At 67.1% G+C, this 16,826-nt stretch carries 16 protein-coding genes, 1 tRNA gene and 1 pseudogene; 10 read left to right on the top strand and 8 right to left on the bottom strand.

Annotation, left to right across the window (positions count from 1 at the left end; all coding sequences use genetic code 11):
- Positions 1 to 138: 138 nt before the first annotated feature.
- The 4 genes from AC3WOH_RS34265 to AC3WOH_RS34250 all read right to left on the bottom strand — a co-directional run bounded on the left by AC3WOH_RS34265 (position 139) and on the right by AC3WOH_RS34250 (position 2,707).
- Complete coding sequence (locus AC3WOH_RS34265; RefSeq protein ID WP_492233794.1) at positions 139 to 549, bottom strand: gamma-glutamylcyclotransferase family protein; 411 nt, start codon at positions 547 to 549, stop codon at positions 139 to 141.
- Complete coding sequence (locus tag AC3WOH_RS34260) at positions 546 to 1,247, bottom strand: M24 family metallopeptidase (RefSeq protein WP_492233793.1); 702 nt, start codon at positions 1,245 to 1,247, stop codon at positions 546 to 548. Before AC3WOH_RS34260 ends, AC3WOH_RS34265 begins: the two co-directional genes overlap by 4 nt.
- Complete coding sequence (locus tag AC3WOH_RS34255) at positions 1,219 to 2,139, bottom strand: nitroreductase family protein (protein WP_492233792.1); 921 nt, start codon at positions 2,137 to 2,139, stop codon at positions 1,219 to 1,221. The genes AC3WOH_RS34260 and AC3WOH_RS34255 overlap by 29 nt, the downstream gene beginning before the upstream one ends.
- A gap of 103 nt (positions 2,140 to 2,242) precedes the next feature.
- The gene (locus tag AC3WOH_RS34250) at positions 2,243 to 2,707 is read right to left on the bottom strand and encodes a molybdopterin-dependent oxidoreductase (protein ID WP_492233791.1); all 465 of its coding nucleotides are present in this window, start codon (positions 2,705 to 2,707) and stop codon (positions 2,243 to 2,245) included.
- Between the two features lie 123 nt (positions 2,708 to 2,830).
- Between AC3WOH_RS34250 and AC3WOH_RS34245 the strand changes: the two genes are divergently transcribed.
- A complete protein-coding gene (locus AC3WOH_RS34245) occupies positions 2,831 to 3,178 on the top strand; it encodes a winged helix-turn-helix domain-containing protein (RefSeq protein ID WP_492233790.1) in 348 nt (115 codons plus the stop codon).
- Complete coding sequence (gene tsaA, locus AC3WOH_RS34240; protein WP_492233789.1) at positions 3,175 to 3,666, top strand: tRNA (N6-threonylcarbamoyladenosine(37)-N6)-methyltransferase TrmO; 492 nt, start codon at positions 3,175 to 3,177, stop codon at positions 3,664 to 3,666. The genes AC3WOH_RS34245 and tsaA overlap by 4 nt, the downstream gene beginning before the upstream one ends.
- Positions 3,667 to 3,687: 21 nt before the next feature.
- On the opposite strand, the gene AC3WOH_RS34235 is transcribed toward tsaA, so the two are convergent.
- Positions 3,688 to 4,200 (bottom strand): DinB family protein, encoded by a 513-nt coding sequence (locus AC3WOH_RS34235; protein WP_492233788.1) that lies wholly within the window; start codon positions 4,198 to 4,200, stop codon positions 3,688 to 3,690.
- A gap of 150 nt (positions 4,201 to 4,350) precedes the next feature.
- Between AC3WOH_RS34235 and AC3WOH_RS34230 the strand changes: the two genes are divergently transcribed.
- Positions 4,351 to 4,623 carry a hypothetical protein gene (locus AC3WOH_RS34230; RefSeq protein WP_492233787.1) on the top strand — a complete coding sequence of 91 codons (273 nt, stop codon included), beginning with the start codon at positions 4,351 to 4,353 and terminating at the stop codon, positions 4,621 to 4,623.
- Positions 4,624 to 4,666: 43 nt separating this feature from the next.
- Positions 4,667 to 5,998: a DUF2325 domain-containing protein gene (locus AC3WOH_RS34225; protein WP_492233786.1), complete on the top strand. Its 1,332-nt coding sequence runs from the start codon at positions 4,667 to 4,669 to the stop codon at positions 5,996 to 5,998.
- A 36-nt stretch (positions 5,999 to 6,034) separates the two neighbouring features.
- Here the strand turns inward: AC3WOH_RS34225 and AC3WOH_RS34220 are convergent, their stop codons facing one another.
- Together AC3WOH_RS34220 and AC3WOH_RS34215 are read right to left on the bottom strand one after the other, a co-directional pair.
- Positions 6,035 to 6,610, bottom strand: a complete 576-nt coding sequence (locus AC3WOH_RS34220; protein WP_492233785.1) for an HD domain-containing protein — start codon at positions 6,608 to 6,610, stop codon at positions 6,035 to 6,037.
- 41 nt (positions 6,611 to 6,651) lie between these two features.
- A complete protein-coding gene (locus AC3WOH_RS34215; RefSeq protein ID WP_492233784.1) occupies positions 6,652 to 7,434 on the bottom strand; it encodes a 3-hydroxybutyrate dehydrogenase in 783 nt (260 codons plus the stop codon).
- 116 nt (positions 7,435 to 7,550) lie between these two features.
- Between AC3WOH_RS34215 and AC3WOH_RS34210 the strand changes: the two genes are divergently transcribed.
- From AC3WOH_RS34210 to AC3WOH_RS34195, 4 genes and pseudogenes are all read left to right on the top strand, one after another.
- Positions 7,551 to 8,525, top strand: coding sequence for an alpha/beta fold hydrolase (locus AC3WOH_RS34210; protein ID WP_492233783.1), 975 nt, complete (start codon positions 7,551 to 7,553; stop codon positions 8,523 to 8,525).
- Positions 8,522 to 10,747: a RelA/SpoT family protein gene (locus tag AC3WOH_RS34205; protein WP_492233782.1), complete on the top strand. Its 2,226-nt coding sequence runs from the start codon at positions 8,522 to 8,524 to the stop codon at positions 10,745 to 10,747. Before AC3WOH_RS34210 ends, AC3WOH_RS34205 begins: the two co-directional genes overlap by 4 nt.
- A gap of 122 nt (positions 10,748 to 10,869) precedes the next feature.
- A tRNA-Val gene (locus AC3WOH_RS34200) sits at positions 10,870 to 10,946 on the top strand.
- 577 nt (positions 10,947 to 11,523) lie between these two features.
- A pseudogene (locus AC3WOH_RS34195) lies at positions 11,524 to 11,753 on the top strand (metallophosphoesterase); the annotation flags it as partial.
- An 18-nt stretch (positions 11,754 to 11,771) separates the two neighbouring features.
- Here AC3WOH_RS34195 and AC3WOH_RS34190 read toward each other — a convergent pair.
- Positions 11,772 to 13,205, bottom strand: coding sequence for an ABC transporter substrate-binding protein (locus AC3WOH_RS34190; protein ID WP_492233795.1), 1,434 nt, complete (start codon positions 13,203 to 13,205; stop codon positions 11,772 to 11,774).
- A 515-nt stretch (positions 13,206 to 13,720) separates the two neighbouring features.
- Between AC3WOH_RS34190 and AC3WOH_RS34185 the strand changes: the two genes are divergently transcribed.
- Positions 13,721 to 15,256 carry an ABC transporter substrate-binding protein gene (locus tag AC3WOH_RS34185; protein ID WP_492233781.1) on the top strand — a complete coding sequence of 512 codons (1,536 nt, stop codon included), beginning with the start codon at positions 13,721 to 13,723 and terminating at the stop codon, positions 15,254 to 15,256.
- Positions 15,257 to 15,291: 35 nt separating this feature from the next.
- Positions 15,292 to 16,632 carry an LLM class flavin-dependent oxidoreductase gene (locus AC3WOH_RS34180; RefSeq protein ID WP_492233780.1) on the top strand — a complete coding sequence of 447 codons (1,341 nt, stop codon included), beginning with the start codon at positions 15,292 to 15,294 and terminating at the stop codon, positions 16,630 to 16,632.
- Positions 16,633 to 16,826 lie beyond the last annotated feature (194 nt).

The raw sequence follows: 16,826 nt of genomic DNA, 5'->3' as shown, positions 1-16,826 counted from the left end.
GTCTTTTCTTGGCCTACCTTCTTTTGACGAAGCAAAAGAAGGTAGGTGCGCCGCCGGGCGCACATCCCGGCTCCCGCACTCAGCACAGGCATGCCGTCAAAACCGCCGCGCCGCGGGAAGCACTTCCCGGCCCCGCCCTCAATCCCCGCCCACACCCCCCGCATCCACATACACCCACGCTTGCCGACCCGACACCAGCGTCACGCGCACACGCTGGTAGTCTGCCACCTCGTACGCATCGGCCTGCACCAGCTCGCTCGGGGTGATCGCAAACACGGTGCCCGGGATGGGGCTGCCAGGGGCGTCCCCGGCGGCGCAGCGCACCAGCACCGGATGGTGGGTCTGCCCGCTGGTGGCCACGACGGCCGGGTCCTGGATCTCCAGCAGGTCCAGCCGAAAGCCCGGCAACTGGTCTGCCTGGCCGGCCAGGCGCCGGCCAAAGGTGGACAGTTGCACGGCCTCCAGCTGCAGGGTGCCATAGGAAAACAGGTGCTCGCTGTCGCCCTGGCCGCTGAGCGGCTGCGCAGGCGCGGGGTGCTGTGTCGTCACGGTGCGTCGTCCTCTGTCAGAAGGTCTTCGTAGAACGCGCCGAAGGGGCGCGTCGGATGGGCGATCTGGATCTCCAGGATCCACAGGCCCGTGCGGGGGCACAGGCCGAAGTCTCCGAGGTTGCCGGCCTTGTAGATCGCGTGGGGGAAATCGCAGACACGGTGGCCCTTGATGTCCTGGTTCAGGCGCCAGCCCAGGGCGCGTGCGCGCTCGGCGGCGTAAGCATACAGGGCCTGGCCGCTGGTTTTCTCGCGCCGCCATTGCTCGGCCACCTCATGCCAAAGCGTGCTGGCAGCCTGGGCACAGGCGTGCATCTCGGGGTCGTCACCCACCACGAAGGTGTCGCCTGCATCGCCCTCATGGCCCTGCCATACGGGGCCGATATCGATGAAGAAGATGTCCTGTTCGCCCAGCACGCGCTCCGGGTCGGTGCGTTCCTTGAATGTGGCGAGGGTGGCTTCGCCGAAACGCACGATCAGCGGGTGCCAGATGCGGTCCATGCCCATCTGCTTGAGCACGCCCTCAGCGTGCGCTTTGGCCTGCGCCTCCGTCATGCCGGGCCGGATGCCGTCGGCCATCTGGGCCACGGCACGCCAGGACTGGCTGCGCGCGTACTGCATGCTGCTCGGGGAGAACTTGGCGCCCGTGGCTTCGCGCCGGTCGGGGGCTTCAATGGTGTCGGTTGTGGTTGTCGTCATGGGTGGGGTCGATCTCGAGGTCGGCTTCGGGTGGTGAACGGGGCGCATCGGCCGCAGGGATGCCATGGGGCTGCCAATGGGACAGGACGTCTTCCGGGCTTGCATACTTTCTGGCCGGAGGTGCTTGCACCACCGACCCCAGGCTGATGAAGCCCGCCAGCGATTCGGCCGGCTGCAGGCCCAGCTCGGCGCTGAGTTGCGGGTCGAAGCAGCGCTCGCCGCTGAGCACAATGGCGCCAAAGCCCAACTGGTGGGCGGCATTCAGCATGTTGCCCAGGGCGGCACCAGCCGACAGCCACTGCTCGCGCAAGGGCACTTGCGTGCGCGCCTTGGGTGAGACGATGAAGGCCAGCAGCACCGGCGGGCGCAGCGCATGCTCGCGGGCGCGCTGCAGGTCGGCAGCGGGGGCCAGCGGGTCGCGGCGCCGCTTTTCTGCCTCGAAACAGTCGGCCAGCTGCGCGCGCTGCCCGCCGGCAAACTCCAGCAGCCGCCAGGGGTGCAGGCCGCCATGGTCGGGCGCATGCAGGCCGGCCTGCGCGATCAGGGCCAGGTCGTGCGAGTCGGGGCCGGGGCCACCCAGGCGCTTGGGCGACACCGAGCGGCGCTCCAGCAGGGGCGCCACCAGGGTGCGCCGGCGTGAGGTGGCAAAGCACTGCGCGAGCTGCTCGAAGGCTGCACAGAAGTCCTGCGCCCAGATCAACACGCGCTCGCCCTCGGGCGTGAAGCCCCGAAACGGCTGGCCAGGCAGAACGATGGCGTGGCCGTACTCGTCTTCCGCCGCGCGCACCACCTGGTGGAGCCGTTCTTCGCCCACGCCGCAGCGCAGGGCCGCACGCGCCCAGTCGCGCTCCTGGCCCAGCGCCACGAGGCATTCCAGCTTGTCTCGCTCCATCAGGCAGCTCTCCGTCCCATTTTTCTCATTCGATATATCTTATAAAACATATCGAAAACTTGCCGAAATGCAAGAAGAAAGCCACAGGGCGGCGAAAGTGCTGTCAGTCCGGCAGGCGCAGAATCTCGATGCGCGCCAGCCGGTGCAGGTGGCGCGGCCCGCGAAAGATGTCGGCCGCCGAGATCAGGGCCATCTCCCCGTCGGCAGGCTTGCCCAGCGCCAGGCCATCGCGCTCGGTGACGAGCAGCACCTGCTCGCCCACGGCGGTGTTGAACAGTTCGTACCAGCTGAAGATCACGCGGTAGCCGTCGGCGCCGTGGCACAGCACCAGGGTTTGCTTGAGCTCGGCCCGGTGCCGGGTGCCAAGGCCCGCCTGCTCCAGCACCGCCTTCAGGCGCACGCCGGCGAAGCCCTCGGCGCGTGACACCAGCCGCCCGGTCATGCAGACGATGTCGGTCGGCCCCAGGTCCACGCGTGGCAGGGCCCGCAGCTCCTCTGTCGCCAGCTGCAAGGGCTGGTCGGCCAGGCCTTCGAGCTGCACCGGGGCTGGCGAGGAGAGCAGAGGCATCGGGGTATCCGGTATGGTTCTGGCGATATGTTCATTCTGACATGACGATGGTTTTGCATGGGGTATGGCCTGCATGCGGTACGCTCGGTGGTCCTGTTGCCCCGCTTACGCCCCGCTTTCGCCATGAAGTCCAAAGTCCAGTTCCGCGTGCGCATCTACCGCGACGACAGCATTGCCATCGGCCCCGGCAAGGTGCAGCTGCTGGAGACCATTGCCGAAACCGGCAGCATCTCGGCCGCTGCGCGCCAGCTCGACATGTCCTACCGCCGGGCCTGGCAGCTGGTGTCCGAGATGAACGGGGCCCTCATCGAACCGGTGGTCACCACCGCCAAGGGGGGCTCGCACGGCGGGGGGGCGGGCCTGTCGCCCACGGGCGTCCAGGTGATCAAGCACTACCGCGCCATGGAGGCGGCCGCACGTGCCGCCGCCTCGACCGACATCGCGGCCCTGAACCGGCTGTTGGCACCATGAACCCGCAGGACCCCATTCTTTGCCGTCCCCTGGGACTGGTCCGCAGCCCCTTCACCGAAACGGCGGGCATGCCCATCCAGACCGCGGGTTCGCCCGACGAGCCCGGGCATGTGGAGGTGTTCGAGGAATTCCGGCCCGGCCTGCGCGACATCGAAGGTTTCGACTACCTGATCCTGCTGACCCATTTGCACCGCGCGCACGAGCGGCTGGAGGTGGTGCCCTTTCTCGACGACACCAGCCATGGCGTGTTCGCCACGCGCGCACCGGCCCGGCCCAACCGCATCGGCCTGTCCATCGTGCGCCTGGTGGCGGTGGAGGCGGGCGGCATTCTGCGCTTCACCGGCAACGACATGCTCGACGGCACGCCGGTGCTCGACATCAAGCCCTATGTGCCGCGCTTCGATGTGCGCGAGACCGGGCGCATCGGCTGGTTCGCCAGGAAGATTGGCGAACTGCCAGCTGTGCGTGCCGATGGGCGCATGGACTGACGGCCGGCTGGGCGCCGTCAGTCAACCCGCCTGCTGCGCCACATCACGCAGAAACACCGGCAGGTCCATGGTCGGTGGCTTGCGCCCCAGGCCATAGAGCATGTCTGCCACATAGCCGCGGTGGTAGGTCTTGTGGTTCACCACATGCAGCAGCATGTCCCCGCGGGTGAGGCGGCCCTGGCCGCCATCGACGAAGCGGAAGTCCACGGTCTCCTGCAGGTCCTGCCCGGTCAGCGATTGGGCGTAGCCGGCGTACCAGGCATCCTCTTGCGCCTGCAGGCCGGCGAGTTCTGCGCAGGGGATGTAGGCAGGCGCGGAGCGCGAGGTGAAGCCGTGCGTTTGGCCCAGCAAGTGGGCTTTCCAGATCAGGTCGACGACGTACACATGCCCGAGCACGCCGGCCATGCCCTGGGGGCGGCCAGGGCAGGGGGCTTTCTGTTCGGCCTCGGGCACGGCCTGCAGCGCCTGGTACAGGCGCTGGTTGGCCCACTGCGTGTAGCGGGTGAGCATGTCGATGTTGCGCTGCGCGCCCATGCGGTCTCCTTGCATTCGCCGCGATGGAGCAGTGCTGGGGCCATTGTCCACGGGGTGGGTCGATCTCGCAGGCTTGCCTGATGGCACAAGTTTCAATATATTCTTGAAAACATATCGAATCCATGGCCTCTCAGAAATTCCGAATCCTCCATGCACGATCTTGAACATGACACGGTGGTCCGCTCGCTCGGCGGCGGCGCGCAGCTGCGCCGCGTGACACCGGTGCAGGAATGGCGCGTGGAACCGGAGCTGGGGTCGGATCGGCTGGTGCTCTCTCTCACCACCGGCGCGGGCGGGGTGTGCTCGTTCCTGGTCGACAGCGAGGATGCGCTGGACATTGCGGAGGTGCTGAACCGCCGCACCCAGCCATCGGTGCCACTGCCGTTGCCGGCGGGCTCGCCCGCTTCTCCGGTGGAGTGCTGACCGAACCGCTTGCGGGGCGACCATCGCACCACCCCTCCCGGATATGCAGAAACCCCCTTTCCAGCTCGCGGCGTCGGCCAGGGCATTGCCCGGTGCGCCATCCCCTGCGGCCCAGGCCTGCTGTGGCGATGGCGGGCACGGCCCCCATGCCCCTGGCGCAGCAGCGCAGGTCGGCCCCGAGCGCATGCGCCTGGCCCAACTGCCGGGCCACTACCACTGCTCCATCATCGGCACCTGCCTGGGCACGGGTGAGCTGGCCAGGCTCATGGGCCGCTTTATCGACGTGAAGGGCCTGGACGATCTGGCCCTGCACCATGAGGCCGTGGGCCTGGCCAACGAAGGCGGTGCGGTTTGCAAGGCCCTGGGCAAGGCTCTGGACCAGCGGCATGAAGCCGCACTGCGCCAGTTCGCCAAGGCCAGGGACGCGGAGGCACTGGCTGCGCAGTGGGACGAGGCCCTGCACAGCGGCGAGGTCCCTGGTGCCTACTGGGCCGTGCTCACGCACCGCCATGCCACGCAGGCGCTGCGCCAGAAGGCCTTTGGCGACGTGCACATGCTTTCGCACCTGGTGGGCGCGGCCAACCGCGCGGACATCCGCCGCCTGGTGGCGCTGGAGCGCGAGAACCAGGAGCTGCGCGAGCGCCTGGAGCGCCAGCAGCAGCGCGCGCAGGAGGCAGCGGTAGAGCATGCCAGCGAGCTGGGCGAGATGCAGCGCAGCCTGATCGGTGCGCACGGCCAGCTGTCGGCCGCCCAGGCCGCGTTGCAGCGCGCCGGTGGCGATGGCCAGGGCGGCGATTCGCAGCGGCACCACGCCCAGGCCGATCTTGTGGCCGTGCAGACCGCGCGGCGCGAGCGCGCCGAGCAGGATGCGCAGGCGGCCCAGGCCGAGGCCCGCCAGCTGCGCGAGGAACTGGAGCACCTGCGCCGGCATGTGCGGGTGCTGGGCGGCGAGCTGCATGCGGCAGAGACCCAACTGCGCGAAGCCATCACCGACAGCGGGGAGGGCGCCCGGCCCGCCGCCGCGCTGGAGGGCCAGCTGCGCGGCCGCCGCATCCTCTATGTGGGCGGGCGCCCCAGCTCCACCCCCGCCATCCGCAGCCTGGTGGAGCGCCATGGCGGAGATTTCCAGCGCCACGATGGCGGGCACGAGGACCGCAAGGGCCTGCTGGCCTCGGCCGTGTCGGGGGCGCACCTGGTGGTCTTCCCCGTGGACTGTGTGAACCACGATTCGGCCACCAACCTCAAGCGCCTGTGCACCAAGCTCGGCATCACCTACCTGCCGATCCGCAACGCCAGCGTCGCGAGCTTTGCTGCGGGGATTTCGGCACGGCCCGATGAAGCCGGGTCCGGGCCGGCGCAGTGTTTGCGGTCCTGAACTGCTGCGCGGTTTACCGCCGGTCTGCCGCCATATTCAGGCCGGCAGTTGGGAGGGGCCCCCGTCCAGCAGCAGGTCCAATTCGGCCCACAAGCCATTGCAAAGCCCAGGCCGGAATGCGGAGTCCCTGAATACAGCATGTTCGCTGCGGTACAGCGCCTGCAGCCTGTTGTTTCCATCCGAAACCCAAGCCCTGACGTTCGCAAGGCGGTCGGCGGCCTTCACGATCAGCGCCAGCTCTTGCGGGCCATTGACCTGAGCCAGCTTGGCATAGGTCTTTGCCTTGCGCTCCTTCCGGTTGGCCCCTGGCTCGTCTGTGAGCAGTGCCACGCACGCTGCAACATGCTCCCCAAAGCGTGACTGCACGTCGGCAATGGTCGCGTCAGTGTCTTCCACCACATCATGGAGGTAGCCGACGACCTGCGCCTGCACATCATAAGGAACAAGCAGCGCAGCCACGGCGTCCAGGTGATGCGAATAGGGGTGGCTGCCATACATCTGGGTGCCATGCATGTCCACGGCGAAGGAGCGTGCGGCAGTGAGGGCGGCAGAATTCAGGGCTTGCATGGTGGAATTGTGGCCCACCAGCGGCTTGCCTGCTTCCTGCCCCAAGGAGGGGTGATAGGTCGTTGGGGGAGGCCCCCGCCTCCTCCTTACTGCGCCGCCCAACCCCCATCCATGTTCCACGCCACGCCGCGCACATTGTTGGCGGCGGCCGAGCAGAAGAACACGGCCAGTTCGCCCAGTTCCTCAGGGGTGGTGAACTGCATCGACGGTTCCTTTTCGCCCAGCAGCAGCTTCTTGGCGTCTTCGTTCGACAGGCCGTGCTCGGCGGCCTTGGCGTCCACCTGTTTTTGCACCAGGGGGGTCAGCACCCAGCCGGGGCAGATGGCGTTGCAGGTCACGCCGGTGGTGGCGTTTTCCAGCGCGGTCACCTTGGTCAGGCCGACGATGCCGTGCTTGGCGGCCACATAGGCGGCCTTCTGGGCCGATCCGACCAGACCGTGGACCGAGGCCACGTTGATGATGCGGCCCCAGTTGGCGGCCTTCATGGCGGGCAGGGCCAGGCGCGATGCGTGGAAGGCGCTGGACAGGTTGATGGCGATCACCGCGTCCCACTTCTCGACCGGGAAATCTTCCACATTGGCCACGTGCTGGATACCCGCGTTGTTGACCAGGATGTCCACGCGGCCGAACTGGCTGGCGCTGTACTTCATCATGTCCTCGATGTCGGCCACGCGGCTCATGTCGGCACCGTGGTAGGCCACCTGGGCGCCGGCTTCCTTGCCGGCGGCCAGCACTTCGGCGCGGGGCGTGTCCACGTCGCCAAAGCCGTTCAGGACGATGTTGGCGCCCTGGCGGGCGAGGGCCTTGGCGATACCCAGGCCGATGCCGCTGGTGGAGCCGGTGACGAGGGCGGTTTTGCCTTTGAGCATGTAAGGTACTCCGAGTGAAATATGAATTAGGATGAAGGCAACGCCGAGTCAGATGCTTCTGGCCGACGTCGATTGAACGCGGGCATTATCAAGTGCCGCTACCGGATTTCGCACCCATGATAGAACCTACGCTGAACTACGTACTGTGCCCTGGCCCCGGGGCCGCAGCGGTGCCCGCCGGTCAAGACCCTGCTGCCGCCAGGCCTGTCACAGGCCCGCAGCACCGCATGGCGTATTGGGAATGGAACGCCACGGGCAACCCGGCCCACCCCCATGTCATCGTCTGTGTGCACGGCCTGTCGCGCCAGGGGCGTGATTTCGACGCGCTGGCACGCGAGCTGAGCCAGCACGCGCGCGTGGTCTGCCCCGACGTGGTGGGCCGCGGCCAGAGCGACTGGCTGGCCGACCCCATGGGCTACCAGATTCCCCAGTACGGTGCCGACATGGTGGCCCTGCTGGCCCAGTTGCACCAGCAGGCGCCGATTGCCACCCTGGACTGGGTAGGCACCAGCATGGGCGGGCTGATCGGCATGGGCATTGCAGGCCAGCCCGAGCTGCCGCTGCCCGTGCCGGTGCGCCGCCTGGTGCTCAACGACGTGGGCCCGGTGATCCAGTGGCAGGCGCTGCAGCGCATCGGCCAGTACCTGGGTTTTCTGGCCAAATTCGAGTCGCTGCAGCAGGCGGCCGATGCCATGTGGGCCATCTCCACCAGCTTTGGCCCGCACACGCCGGCCCAGTGGCTGGAGCTGTCGCGCGCCATGGTGCGCAACCTGCCCGAGGGCGGCGTTACGCTGCACTATGACCCGGCCATTGCCGTGCCGTTCCGCACCGTGACGCAGGAGGCGGCCGCCGCGGGCGAGGCCTTCCTGTGGCAACTGTACGACCAGATCACCGCGCGCACCTTGCTGCTGCGCGGCGCGCAGTCGGACCTGCTCTCGCACGAGACGGCGCAGGCCATGGGCCAGCGCGGCCCGCAGGCGCAGTTGGTGGAGTTTGCAGGCGTGGGCCATGCGCCCACCCTGGTGGCGGCCGACCAGGTGGCCGTGGTGCGAGACTTCCTGCTGGCGAACGGAGGCACCGCCACCGCATGAAGACGCTTGCCCCGCCCCCCGGCCCGCCGCTGAGCACGGCGGAGGCCGTGCCCCAGCTGATCGCGGCCACCGCCCACACCCTGCCCGAGCAGGTGAACGCCCTGGCGCGTGCCCGGGCCTTTGCCGAGCCGCTGATCGCCAGCGAGACACTCGATTCCGGCGAGAACACCCTGGCCCATGCGGATGCCGTGGCCGCCATCCTCAAGAGCATCGGCGGCTCCGAGGCCATGCAGGCCGCCAGCTACCTGGTGTACTCGTGCGTGCACCTGAACAAGCCCGAAGAGGTCATCACCAAGGCCTTTGGTGCCAACTTCGCCGCGCTGGCGGTGGAGACCACCAAGCTGGTGCGCGTGCAGCAGCAGGCGCGCGCCGCGCAGCAGCTGGACGACCCGGCCCTGCAGACCGAGAACGTGCGCAAGATGCTGCTGGCCTTTTCGCGCGACCTGCGCGTGGTCATGCTGCGCCTGGCATCGCGCCTGCAGACCCTGCGCTACCACGCGGCCACCAAGCGCCCCATGGCGCCCAGCGTGGCGCGCGAATCGCTGCAGGTGTTTGCCCAGCTGGCCAACCGCCTGGGCATCTGGCAGGTGAAGTGGGAGCTCGAAGACCTGTCCTTCCGCTTCCTGGAGCCCGACACCTACAAGGAGGTGGCGCGCCTGCTCGACGAGAAGCGCGGCGAGCGCGAGGTCTACATGGAGCAGCTGCGCGCGCGGCTCGAATCGGATTTGCGCGCGCGCAGCATCAGCGCCAGCGTGCAGGGCCGGCCCAAGCACATCTACAGCATCGTCAAGAAGATGCGCGGCAAGTCGCTCAACTTCGACCAGGTGTATGACATCCGCGCGCTGCGCGTGGTGGTGCCCACGGTGAAAGACTGCTATGCCGCGCTGAGCTGGGTGCACCAGCGCTTTTCGCCCATCGTGGAGGAGTTCGACGACTACATCGCCAAGCCCAAGGCCAACGGCTACCAGTCGCTGCACACCATCGTGCGCGACGACGTCAACGGCAAGCCCATCGAGATCCAGATCCGCACCCAGGCCATGCACGAGCATGCCGAGCACGGCGTGGCCGCGCACTGGGCCTACAAGGAGGCGGGCGCCAAGGGCTATGTGGGCGTGTCTGCCACGGGCGAGTACGACGCCAAGATCGCCGTGCTGCGCCAGCTGCTGGCGTGGGAGCGCGACCTGGCGGGCGCCGCGCACAAGAGCAACGGCCTGTTCGAAGACCGCATCTATGTGCTGACCCCCGAGGCTGCCGTGGTCGACCTGCCCCAGGGCGCCACCCCCGTGGACTTTGCCTACAGCGTGCACACCAGCCTGGGCCACCGCTGCCGCGGCGCCAAGGTCGACGGCGTGATGGTGCCGCTGAACACCGCGCTGCAGAACGGCCAGACGGTGGAGATCGTCACCGTGAAGGAGGGGCGCCCCTCGCGCGACTGGCTCAACGCCGAGCTCGGCTACCTCACCAGCCACCGCGCCAAGGCCAAGGTGCGCGCCTGGTTCAACGCCCAGGCCACGCACGAAACCGTCGCCCGCGGCCGCGAGGCGGTGGAGCGCCTGTTGCAGCGCGAAGGCAAGACGGCCGTCAAGCTCGACGACCTGGCGGTGCAACTGGGCTTCAAGTCGGCTGACGCGCTGTTCGAGGTGGTGGGCAAGGACGAATACTCGCTGCGCAACATCGAGACCGTGCTGCGCCCGGCCGAGCCGCCGCAGCAGCCCGATGACTACCTGCTGCTGAAAAAGCCGCGCGCCAACGAGTCATCGCCCAAGGGCGGTGTGCTGGTGGTGGGCATCGACTCGCTGATGACCCAGCTGGCCAAATGCTGCAAGCCCGCGCCGCCGGACGACATCCGCGGCTTTGTCACGCGGGGCAAGGGCGTGAGCGTGCACCGCTCCGACTGCAGCAACTTCCGCGAGATGGCCGCCAAGAATGGCGAGCGCGTGATCGAAGTGGATTGGGGCCTGCCCAAGGCCTCGTCGGCCGACAAGCCCGCTGTCTACCCCGTGGACGTGGCGGTGGAGGCCGCTGACCGCCAGGGTCTGCTGCGCGACATCTCCGAAGTGTTTGCGCGCGAGAAGACCAACGTCATCGGCGTGCAGACCCAGTCCGTCAAGGGCACGGCGTGGATGACCTTCACGGTGGAGGTGGCCGACTCGGGCCGGCTCAACAAGGTGCTGGGCATCGTGGCGGGCGTACAGGGGGTGCGCTCGGCACGGCGGCGGTGAAGGCCGCCTGCCGTACAGAGAGCCCTGGATGGCGAGCGAGAGGCCATTGGCAACTTTTTTCTGCAACTTTCCAGGGCACCCAATTTTTGTGTATATAATCGTGGTCTCGAACAGAACAACACAGGCGCGTAGCTCAGCTGGTTAGAGCACCACCTTGACATGGTGGGGGTCGTTGGTTCGAGTCCAATCGCGCCTACCACTTTCTCCCCCTCGACGGAACCAGAGTCGGGAACTTCGGGGAGATTTGTGGGAGATGAAGCCGGCATCAGCCGGCTTTTCTTTTTGCCCGGAAGTCCCTCCATTTTCACTTTTTCTCGGCCCTTGTCTGGGCTGCCGATTTGCCTCGCGTACACCTTGAAGAGCAGCTTTGCGTTCTTGTGCTCCATTGGCTGTGCGATGCTGGTCGGGTTGACGCCGGCCACCGGGTTGTTCTCCAACCTCATGTGTCTGTAGGTGAAGTTGCTCAATGCACCTCTACGCCAAGATGGATGCGAAGTGAACTGATCGTTGGTCATTGAAGCCGCCTCAGGCGGCTTTGTGCTTTCTGGCGTCGAGCTCGCAGCTGGGTTGGCATGTGATTTGTTGGGGGCGGGCTGCCGAGTCACAAGGCGGTGGCCAGGGCCATGTCGGTGCGCAACTTCGCAAACTGGTCACCGAGGCCTGTCGCCTGCGACCAAGCGGTGTGATCTGCCGCTTGCTGCCATTGTGCAAGGGAAGGGCTGGATATTCCGGCTCCCTGCCCGCATCTGCAGATCTCTGCGGCCCGCCGTGCTCCTCGCACGCGCGTGCTGCTGGCGCACCAGCCGCACAGTGCGCCGGCCGCTGCGCAGGCGGGGTTTGTGCTGCAGCTGTCGGGTCACACGCACGGCGGGCAGTTCTGGCTGCGAGCCTGTTTGTACCGCTGCAAAACCCCTTCGTGGCCGGGCTGCACCGGTTGCAAAGCATGTGGGTCTATGTGAGCCGGGGTACCGGCTACTGGGGGACGCCGATGCGGCTGGGGCGCCCTGAGCGGCACGGCCAGCCCTCACCCCCAGGACAGCGCCGAGAGGTCGTTCGCGAAGATCGGCGCGTCTTTCCACAGCCCGCGCAGGTTGCGCGCCGCCACGGTGATGAATTGCGGCTGGTAGAGGTAGGCATTCACCGCGTCTTTGGCCAGCAGGCGCTGGGCCTCGCCCAGGTAGCGCTGGCGGTCGGCGGCACGCAGGCTGGTCTTGGTCTTCTCGAAGAGCTGGTTGAATTTGGCCGACTGGTAGCCCCAGTAGTACTCGGGCTTGGTGTAGTTGGCCAGGTCGAAGGGCTCGACGTGCAGGATCAGGCTCAGGTCGTAGTTCTTCTGACCGTAGGTACCGCTGATCCACTGGGCCCATTCGACGTTCTGGATCTTGGCGATGATGCCGATCTTGGCGAGCTGGGCCGCGATCAGCTCGCCGCCCTGGCGCGCGTAGGGTGGCGGGGGCAGCACGAAGTTCAGCTCCAGCGGCGTCTTCACGCCAGCCTCGGCCAGCAGGCGCTTGGCCTTTTCGATGTCGAAGGGGTTGATGTCCGTGGTGTCCACATAGCCGGGCGCGCCAGGCACGTAGTGGCTGCCGATGGGAACGCCCCGGCCGTCCACGGCGGCGGAGATGACGGCCTTGCGGTCGATGGCCGCGGCAATGGCGCGGCGCACGCGCACATCGTCCAGCGGCTTCCTGGCATTGTTGATGGCCAGGATGGTCTTGCCCAGCGAGGCGTTGAACACCACCTGGAAGCGCTTGTCGCGCTCGAACTGCGGCAGCGTGCGCGACACCGAGGCATGCGGGAACAGGTCCACATCGCCCGCCAGCAGCGCAGTGGTTTGCGCGGCCGGCTCCGAGATGAAACGGAAGGTCACGCGCGGGATCTGCACCGCAGCCGCATCGCGCCAGCCCGCCCACTTGGCCAGCGTGATCAGCGAGCCTTTGTTCCATGCGCTCAGCTGGTAGGGGCCGGTGCCCACGGGCCTGGTTTCGTTGGTGTCCGCGCTCTTGGGCTCGACGATGATGGCCGTGGCCTGGCCCAGCAGGAACAGCAGGTCGGGCTCGATGTCCTTGCTGAGCACAACCACGGTGTGCTCGTCGACCACGCGCGTGGTCAGGCTGGCGAACAGGCGCCGGTCCTTGTTGGTGCTCTTGTCGCCGCCTGCGCGGTCGAACGCAAACTTCACGGCCTGTGCATTGAAAGGCTCGCCGTTGTGGAACCGGGCGCCCCGGCGCAGCTTGAAGGTCAGGGTCTTGAGGTCGGGCGAGACCTCCCAGCTTTCGGCCAGCAGCGGCTTGACGCTGCCGTCGGACTGGATCTTGGTGAGTGTCTCGAAGATGTTGTAGAGCACGACCTCGGCGATCTCCGCGCCCGCCTTGGCGGTCGGGTCCAGACCCGTGGGCTCCAGCGTCAGGCCGATCACGAGGCTGTCTTTCTTCTTCTGCGCAAAGGCCTGGGGCATGGCCAGGGGAGTGAGGGCTGCTGCGGCGCCACTGGCCAGCACGGTACGGCGTTTCAACGACAACAAGGTGGGATCCTGAGAAAAAGAGAGAGGAAGGGATGGGGAATGTGCGGCTACCACTTCAATGCAGTGCCACCGCGCGGGTGGTGCGCCAGAGCGGCGGATCATCTGTGAGCCGTGGAGGTCGCGCAACCAGATGCATATGACGGAATCGTCCGATGGAGCGGGGTGGTGTGCGTCCGAACCCCGTGGGACGGGGGCGTGGGGTGGGCAACTGCGGCATGCAGGCCAATTTTCGTCTTTGATTCCTCGAAATTGGTCTAAGCAGCCTGCGGGCCGGCACCTAGCATGGCTGCCGATGCTTCGCTCCGGAGGCGGCGTGGGCCGCTCGCCGAGGGTGAGGCTTGCCGCCAAGGAACGCCATGCAAGCACTGACCGCTGATCTCCCTGTTCTTCCCCCGCAGTGGCGGGGTTCAATCCGATGGGGGGCGATCGCCTTTTTCCTGGGGGCGCTCATGGGCCCAGTCGGCGCGCAACAGCAGCCCGTACATGGCGGCACACTGCAGTTCGTGGCCGGGCCCGAGTCGGCAACCATCGTCTCCATCGACAACACCTTCGGCTTTCCGCAGAAGGTGGGCACCAAGGTGGTGGAGGGCCTGCTGGCCTACGGCTTCGACCTCGCGCCGCAGCCCCGCCTGGCCACCGGGTGGGCGGTGTCGCCCGATGGCCTGCAGTACACCTTCAAGCTGCGCCCGGGCGTAAAGTGGCACGATGGCCGGGACTTCGGCTCGGCCGACGTGGCCTTCTCCATTCTGGCGCTCAAGGAGTTCCATCCGCGCGGCCGGGCGACGTTTGCCAATGTGACCGAGGTGAAGACGCCCGATGCGCTCACGGCCACCATCGTGCTGTCCAGGCCCGCGCCCTATCTGCTCACGGCGCTGGCATCGAGCGAATCGCCCATCGTGCCGCGCCACCTGTATGCGGGCACCGATGTGCGCACCAACCCCTACAACGCCAAGCCCGTGGGAACAGGGCCCTTTGTCTTCAAGGAATGGACCAAGGGCAGCCATGTGATCCTGGAGCGCAACCCCGACTACTGGGACAAGCCCAAGCCCTACCTGGACCGCATCGTGGTGCGCATCGTCACCGATGCGAGCGCACGCGCCGCGGGCCTGGAGGCCGGGCAGATCGACCTGAGCGGCGACTCGCCGGTTCCGCTGGGCGATGTGGCGCGCATCAAGAGCCTGCCGCACCTGGAGGTGCAGACCCGAGGCTATGAGTACGTGGCCAACCAGTCGCAGTTCGAATTCAACCTGGACACCCCGCAACTGGCCCACCAGAAGGTGCGCCAGGCGATCGCCCATGCGGTGGACGCCAAGGCGCTGGTGGAGGTGGCCTGGTACGGCTTTGCGCAGCCCTCGCCAACCCCCATCAGCCCGGTGCTCAAGCAGTACAGCGACAGCGGCATCCGCCACCACAAGTTCGACACGGGCCTGGCCGACAAGCTGCTGGACGAGGCCGGCTTTCCCCGCAAGGCCGATGGCAGGCGCTTTGCGCTGCGCCTGACCTACAACCCCTACTACCAGGAAGGCAACCGCCGCACGGCCGAGTTCCTGCGGCAGGCGCTGGGCAAGGTGGGCATCGACGCCACCATTGCTGCCTACGACTTCGGCGGCTTCGTCAAGGCGGTGTATACCGACCGGGCCTTCGACATCAGCGTCAACAACCTGAACAACAACTTCGATCCGACGGTGGGCGTGCAGCGCATCTATTGGTCGAAGAACTTCAAGCCTGGACTGGGATTTTCCAACGCCAGCCACTACAGCAATCCTGAGGCCGACCAATTGCTCGAGGCCGCAGCCATCGAACCCGATCTGGCCAAGCGCCGCGAGCTGTTCGTGCGTTTTCAGCAACTGGTGCACCGCGACCTGCCGGTGATCAACCTCACGGCCTTCCAGCCCCTCACGGTGGCGAACAGGAAGGTGCGCAACCACACCCTCAACTCCAACGGTCTCAACGATTCGTTCGCCGACCTGTACCTCGCAAAGTAGGCCCACGGCACGACCAACGCCCGGGTTTTTCCTCCATGCCCCAACGTTCCGGATTCCTGCGCTTCGGCGCCTTTCTTTATCCCACCGGCCACCACCTGGCCGCCTGGCGCCACCCCGATGCGGTGCGCGGTGCGGGCCTGGACATCCACCACTACCGTGCGCTGGCCCAGGCGGCCGAGGCCGCGCGCTTCGACCTGATCTTCCTGGCCGACGGTGTGGGCACGCGCGGCAGCGACCCCGAGGTGCTCAGCCGCACGGCGCACAGCTATGTCTCACAGTTCGAGCCGCTCACGCTTCTGTCCGCACTGTCGGCTGTCACCACGCACATCGGCCTGGTGGCCACGGCGTCCACTAGCTTCAACGAGCCCTTCCACATCGCGCGCAAGTTCGCCTCGCTGGACCACCTGAGCGGCGGCCGCTCGGGCTGGAACCTGGTGACCTCGTCGAGCGAACACGAGGCGCGCAATTTCAACCGCGACACGCACTATGTGCACGCCGAGCGCTACGAGCGCGCCAGCGAGTTCGCCGACGTGGTGCTGGGCCTATGGAACAGCTGGGACGAGGGTGCCTTCCTGTGGGACCAGCAGGGCGGCAGGGTGTTCGACCCAGCCCGGCGCCACGTGCTCAACCACCATGGCAAGCACTTCCAGGTGCAGGGGCCGCTCAATGTGGCGCGTTCGCCGCAGGGTCGGCCGGTCGTGGTGCAGGCGGGCTCTTCCGATGCCGGCAAGGACCTGGCGGCACGCACCGCCGAGGTGGTATTCACCGCGCAGCAGTCGCTGCAGGATGCCGTCGATTTCTATGCCGATCTCAAGGGCCGGGCCGAGGCCCACGGCCGGGACCCGGACAGCCTGCTCGTCATGCCGGGCGTGTTCCCGGTGGTGGGGCGCAGCGAGAGCGAGGCGCAGGAGAAGTTCGAGCAGCTGCAGTCGCTGATCGACCCGGTGCTCGGCCTGTCGATGATCTCGGGCCTGACCGGCGGCGTGGACCTGTCGGGGTATGACCTCGATGGGCCCATCCCCGAGCTGCCCGAGACCAATGCCAGCAAGAGCCGGCAGGAGCTGACCCTGCAGCTTGCGCGGCGCGAGAACCTGAGCATCCGCCAGCTGTACCTGCGGGTGGCGGGGGCGAGGGGGCATTGGCAGCTGGTGGGAACGCCGGTGCAGATTGCCGATCAGCTGGAAGAGCGGTTCGTCCATCGCGGTGCCGATGGATTCAATGTGATGGCGCCGGTGTTGCCTACGGGGCTCACTGATTTTGCGGAGCTGGTGTTGCCGGAGCTGCGGCGCAGGGGTTTGGCGCGGACGGAATACGATGGGAAGACGCTGCGGGAGAATCTGGGGTTGGGCAGCGCGCGGGTTGCTGGGGTTGATTGATGCGTGATGTGTCGGGGGGGCTTTATGCCTTGATTCGGGGCTCCGGCGCGGCTGTTTTGATGGCATGCCTGTGCTGAGGGCAGAGGCCGGGTCTCGGCCCGGCAGCCGAGGTACTTCTTCTTTGCTTCGCCAAAGAAAAGTACCCAAAAGAAAGGCGACCCCGCTGCCCGTGTCCCCCTCGCCCGGGGGCGAGG

Source organism: Acidovorax sp. FW305-C-20-28, from assembly GCF_058783375.1.
The sequence above is the reverse complement of the archived record's forward strand: the minus strand, read 5'-3'. Positions and strand labels throughout refer to the sequence as shown.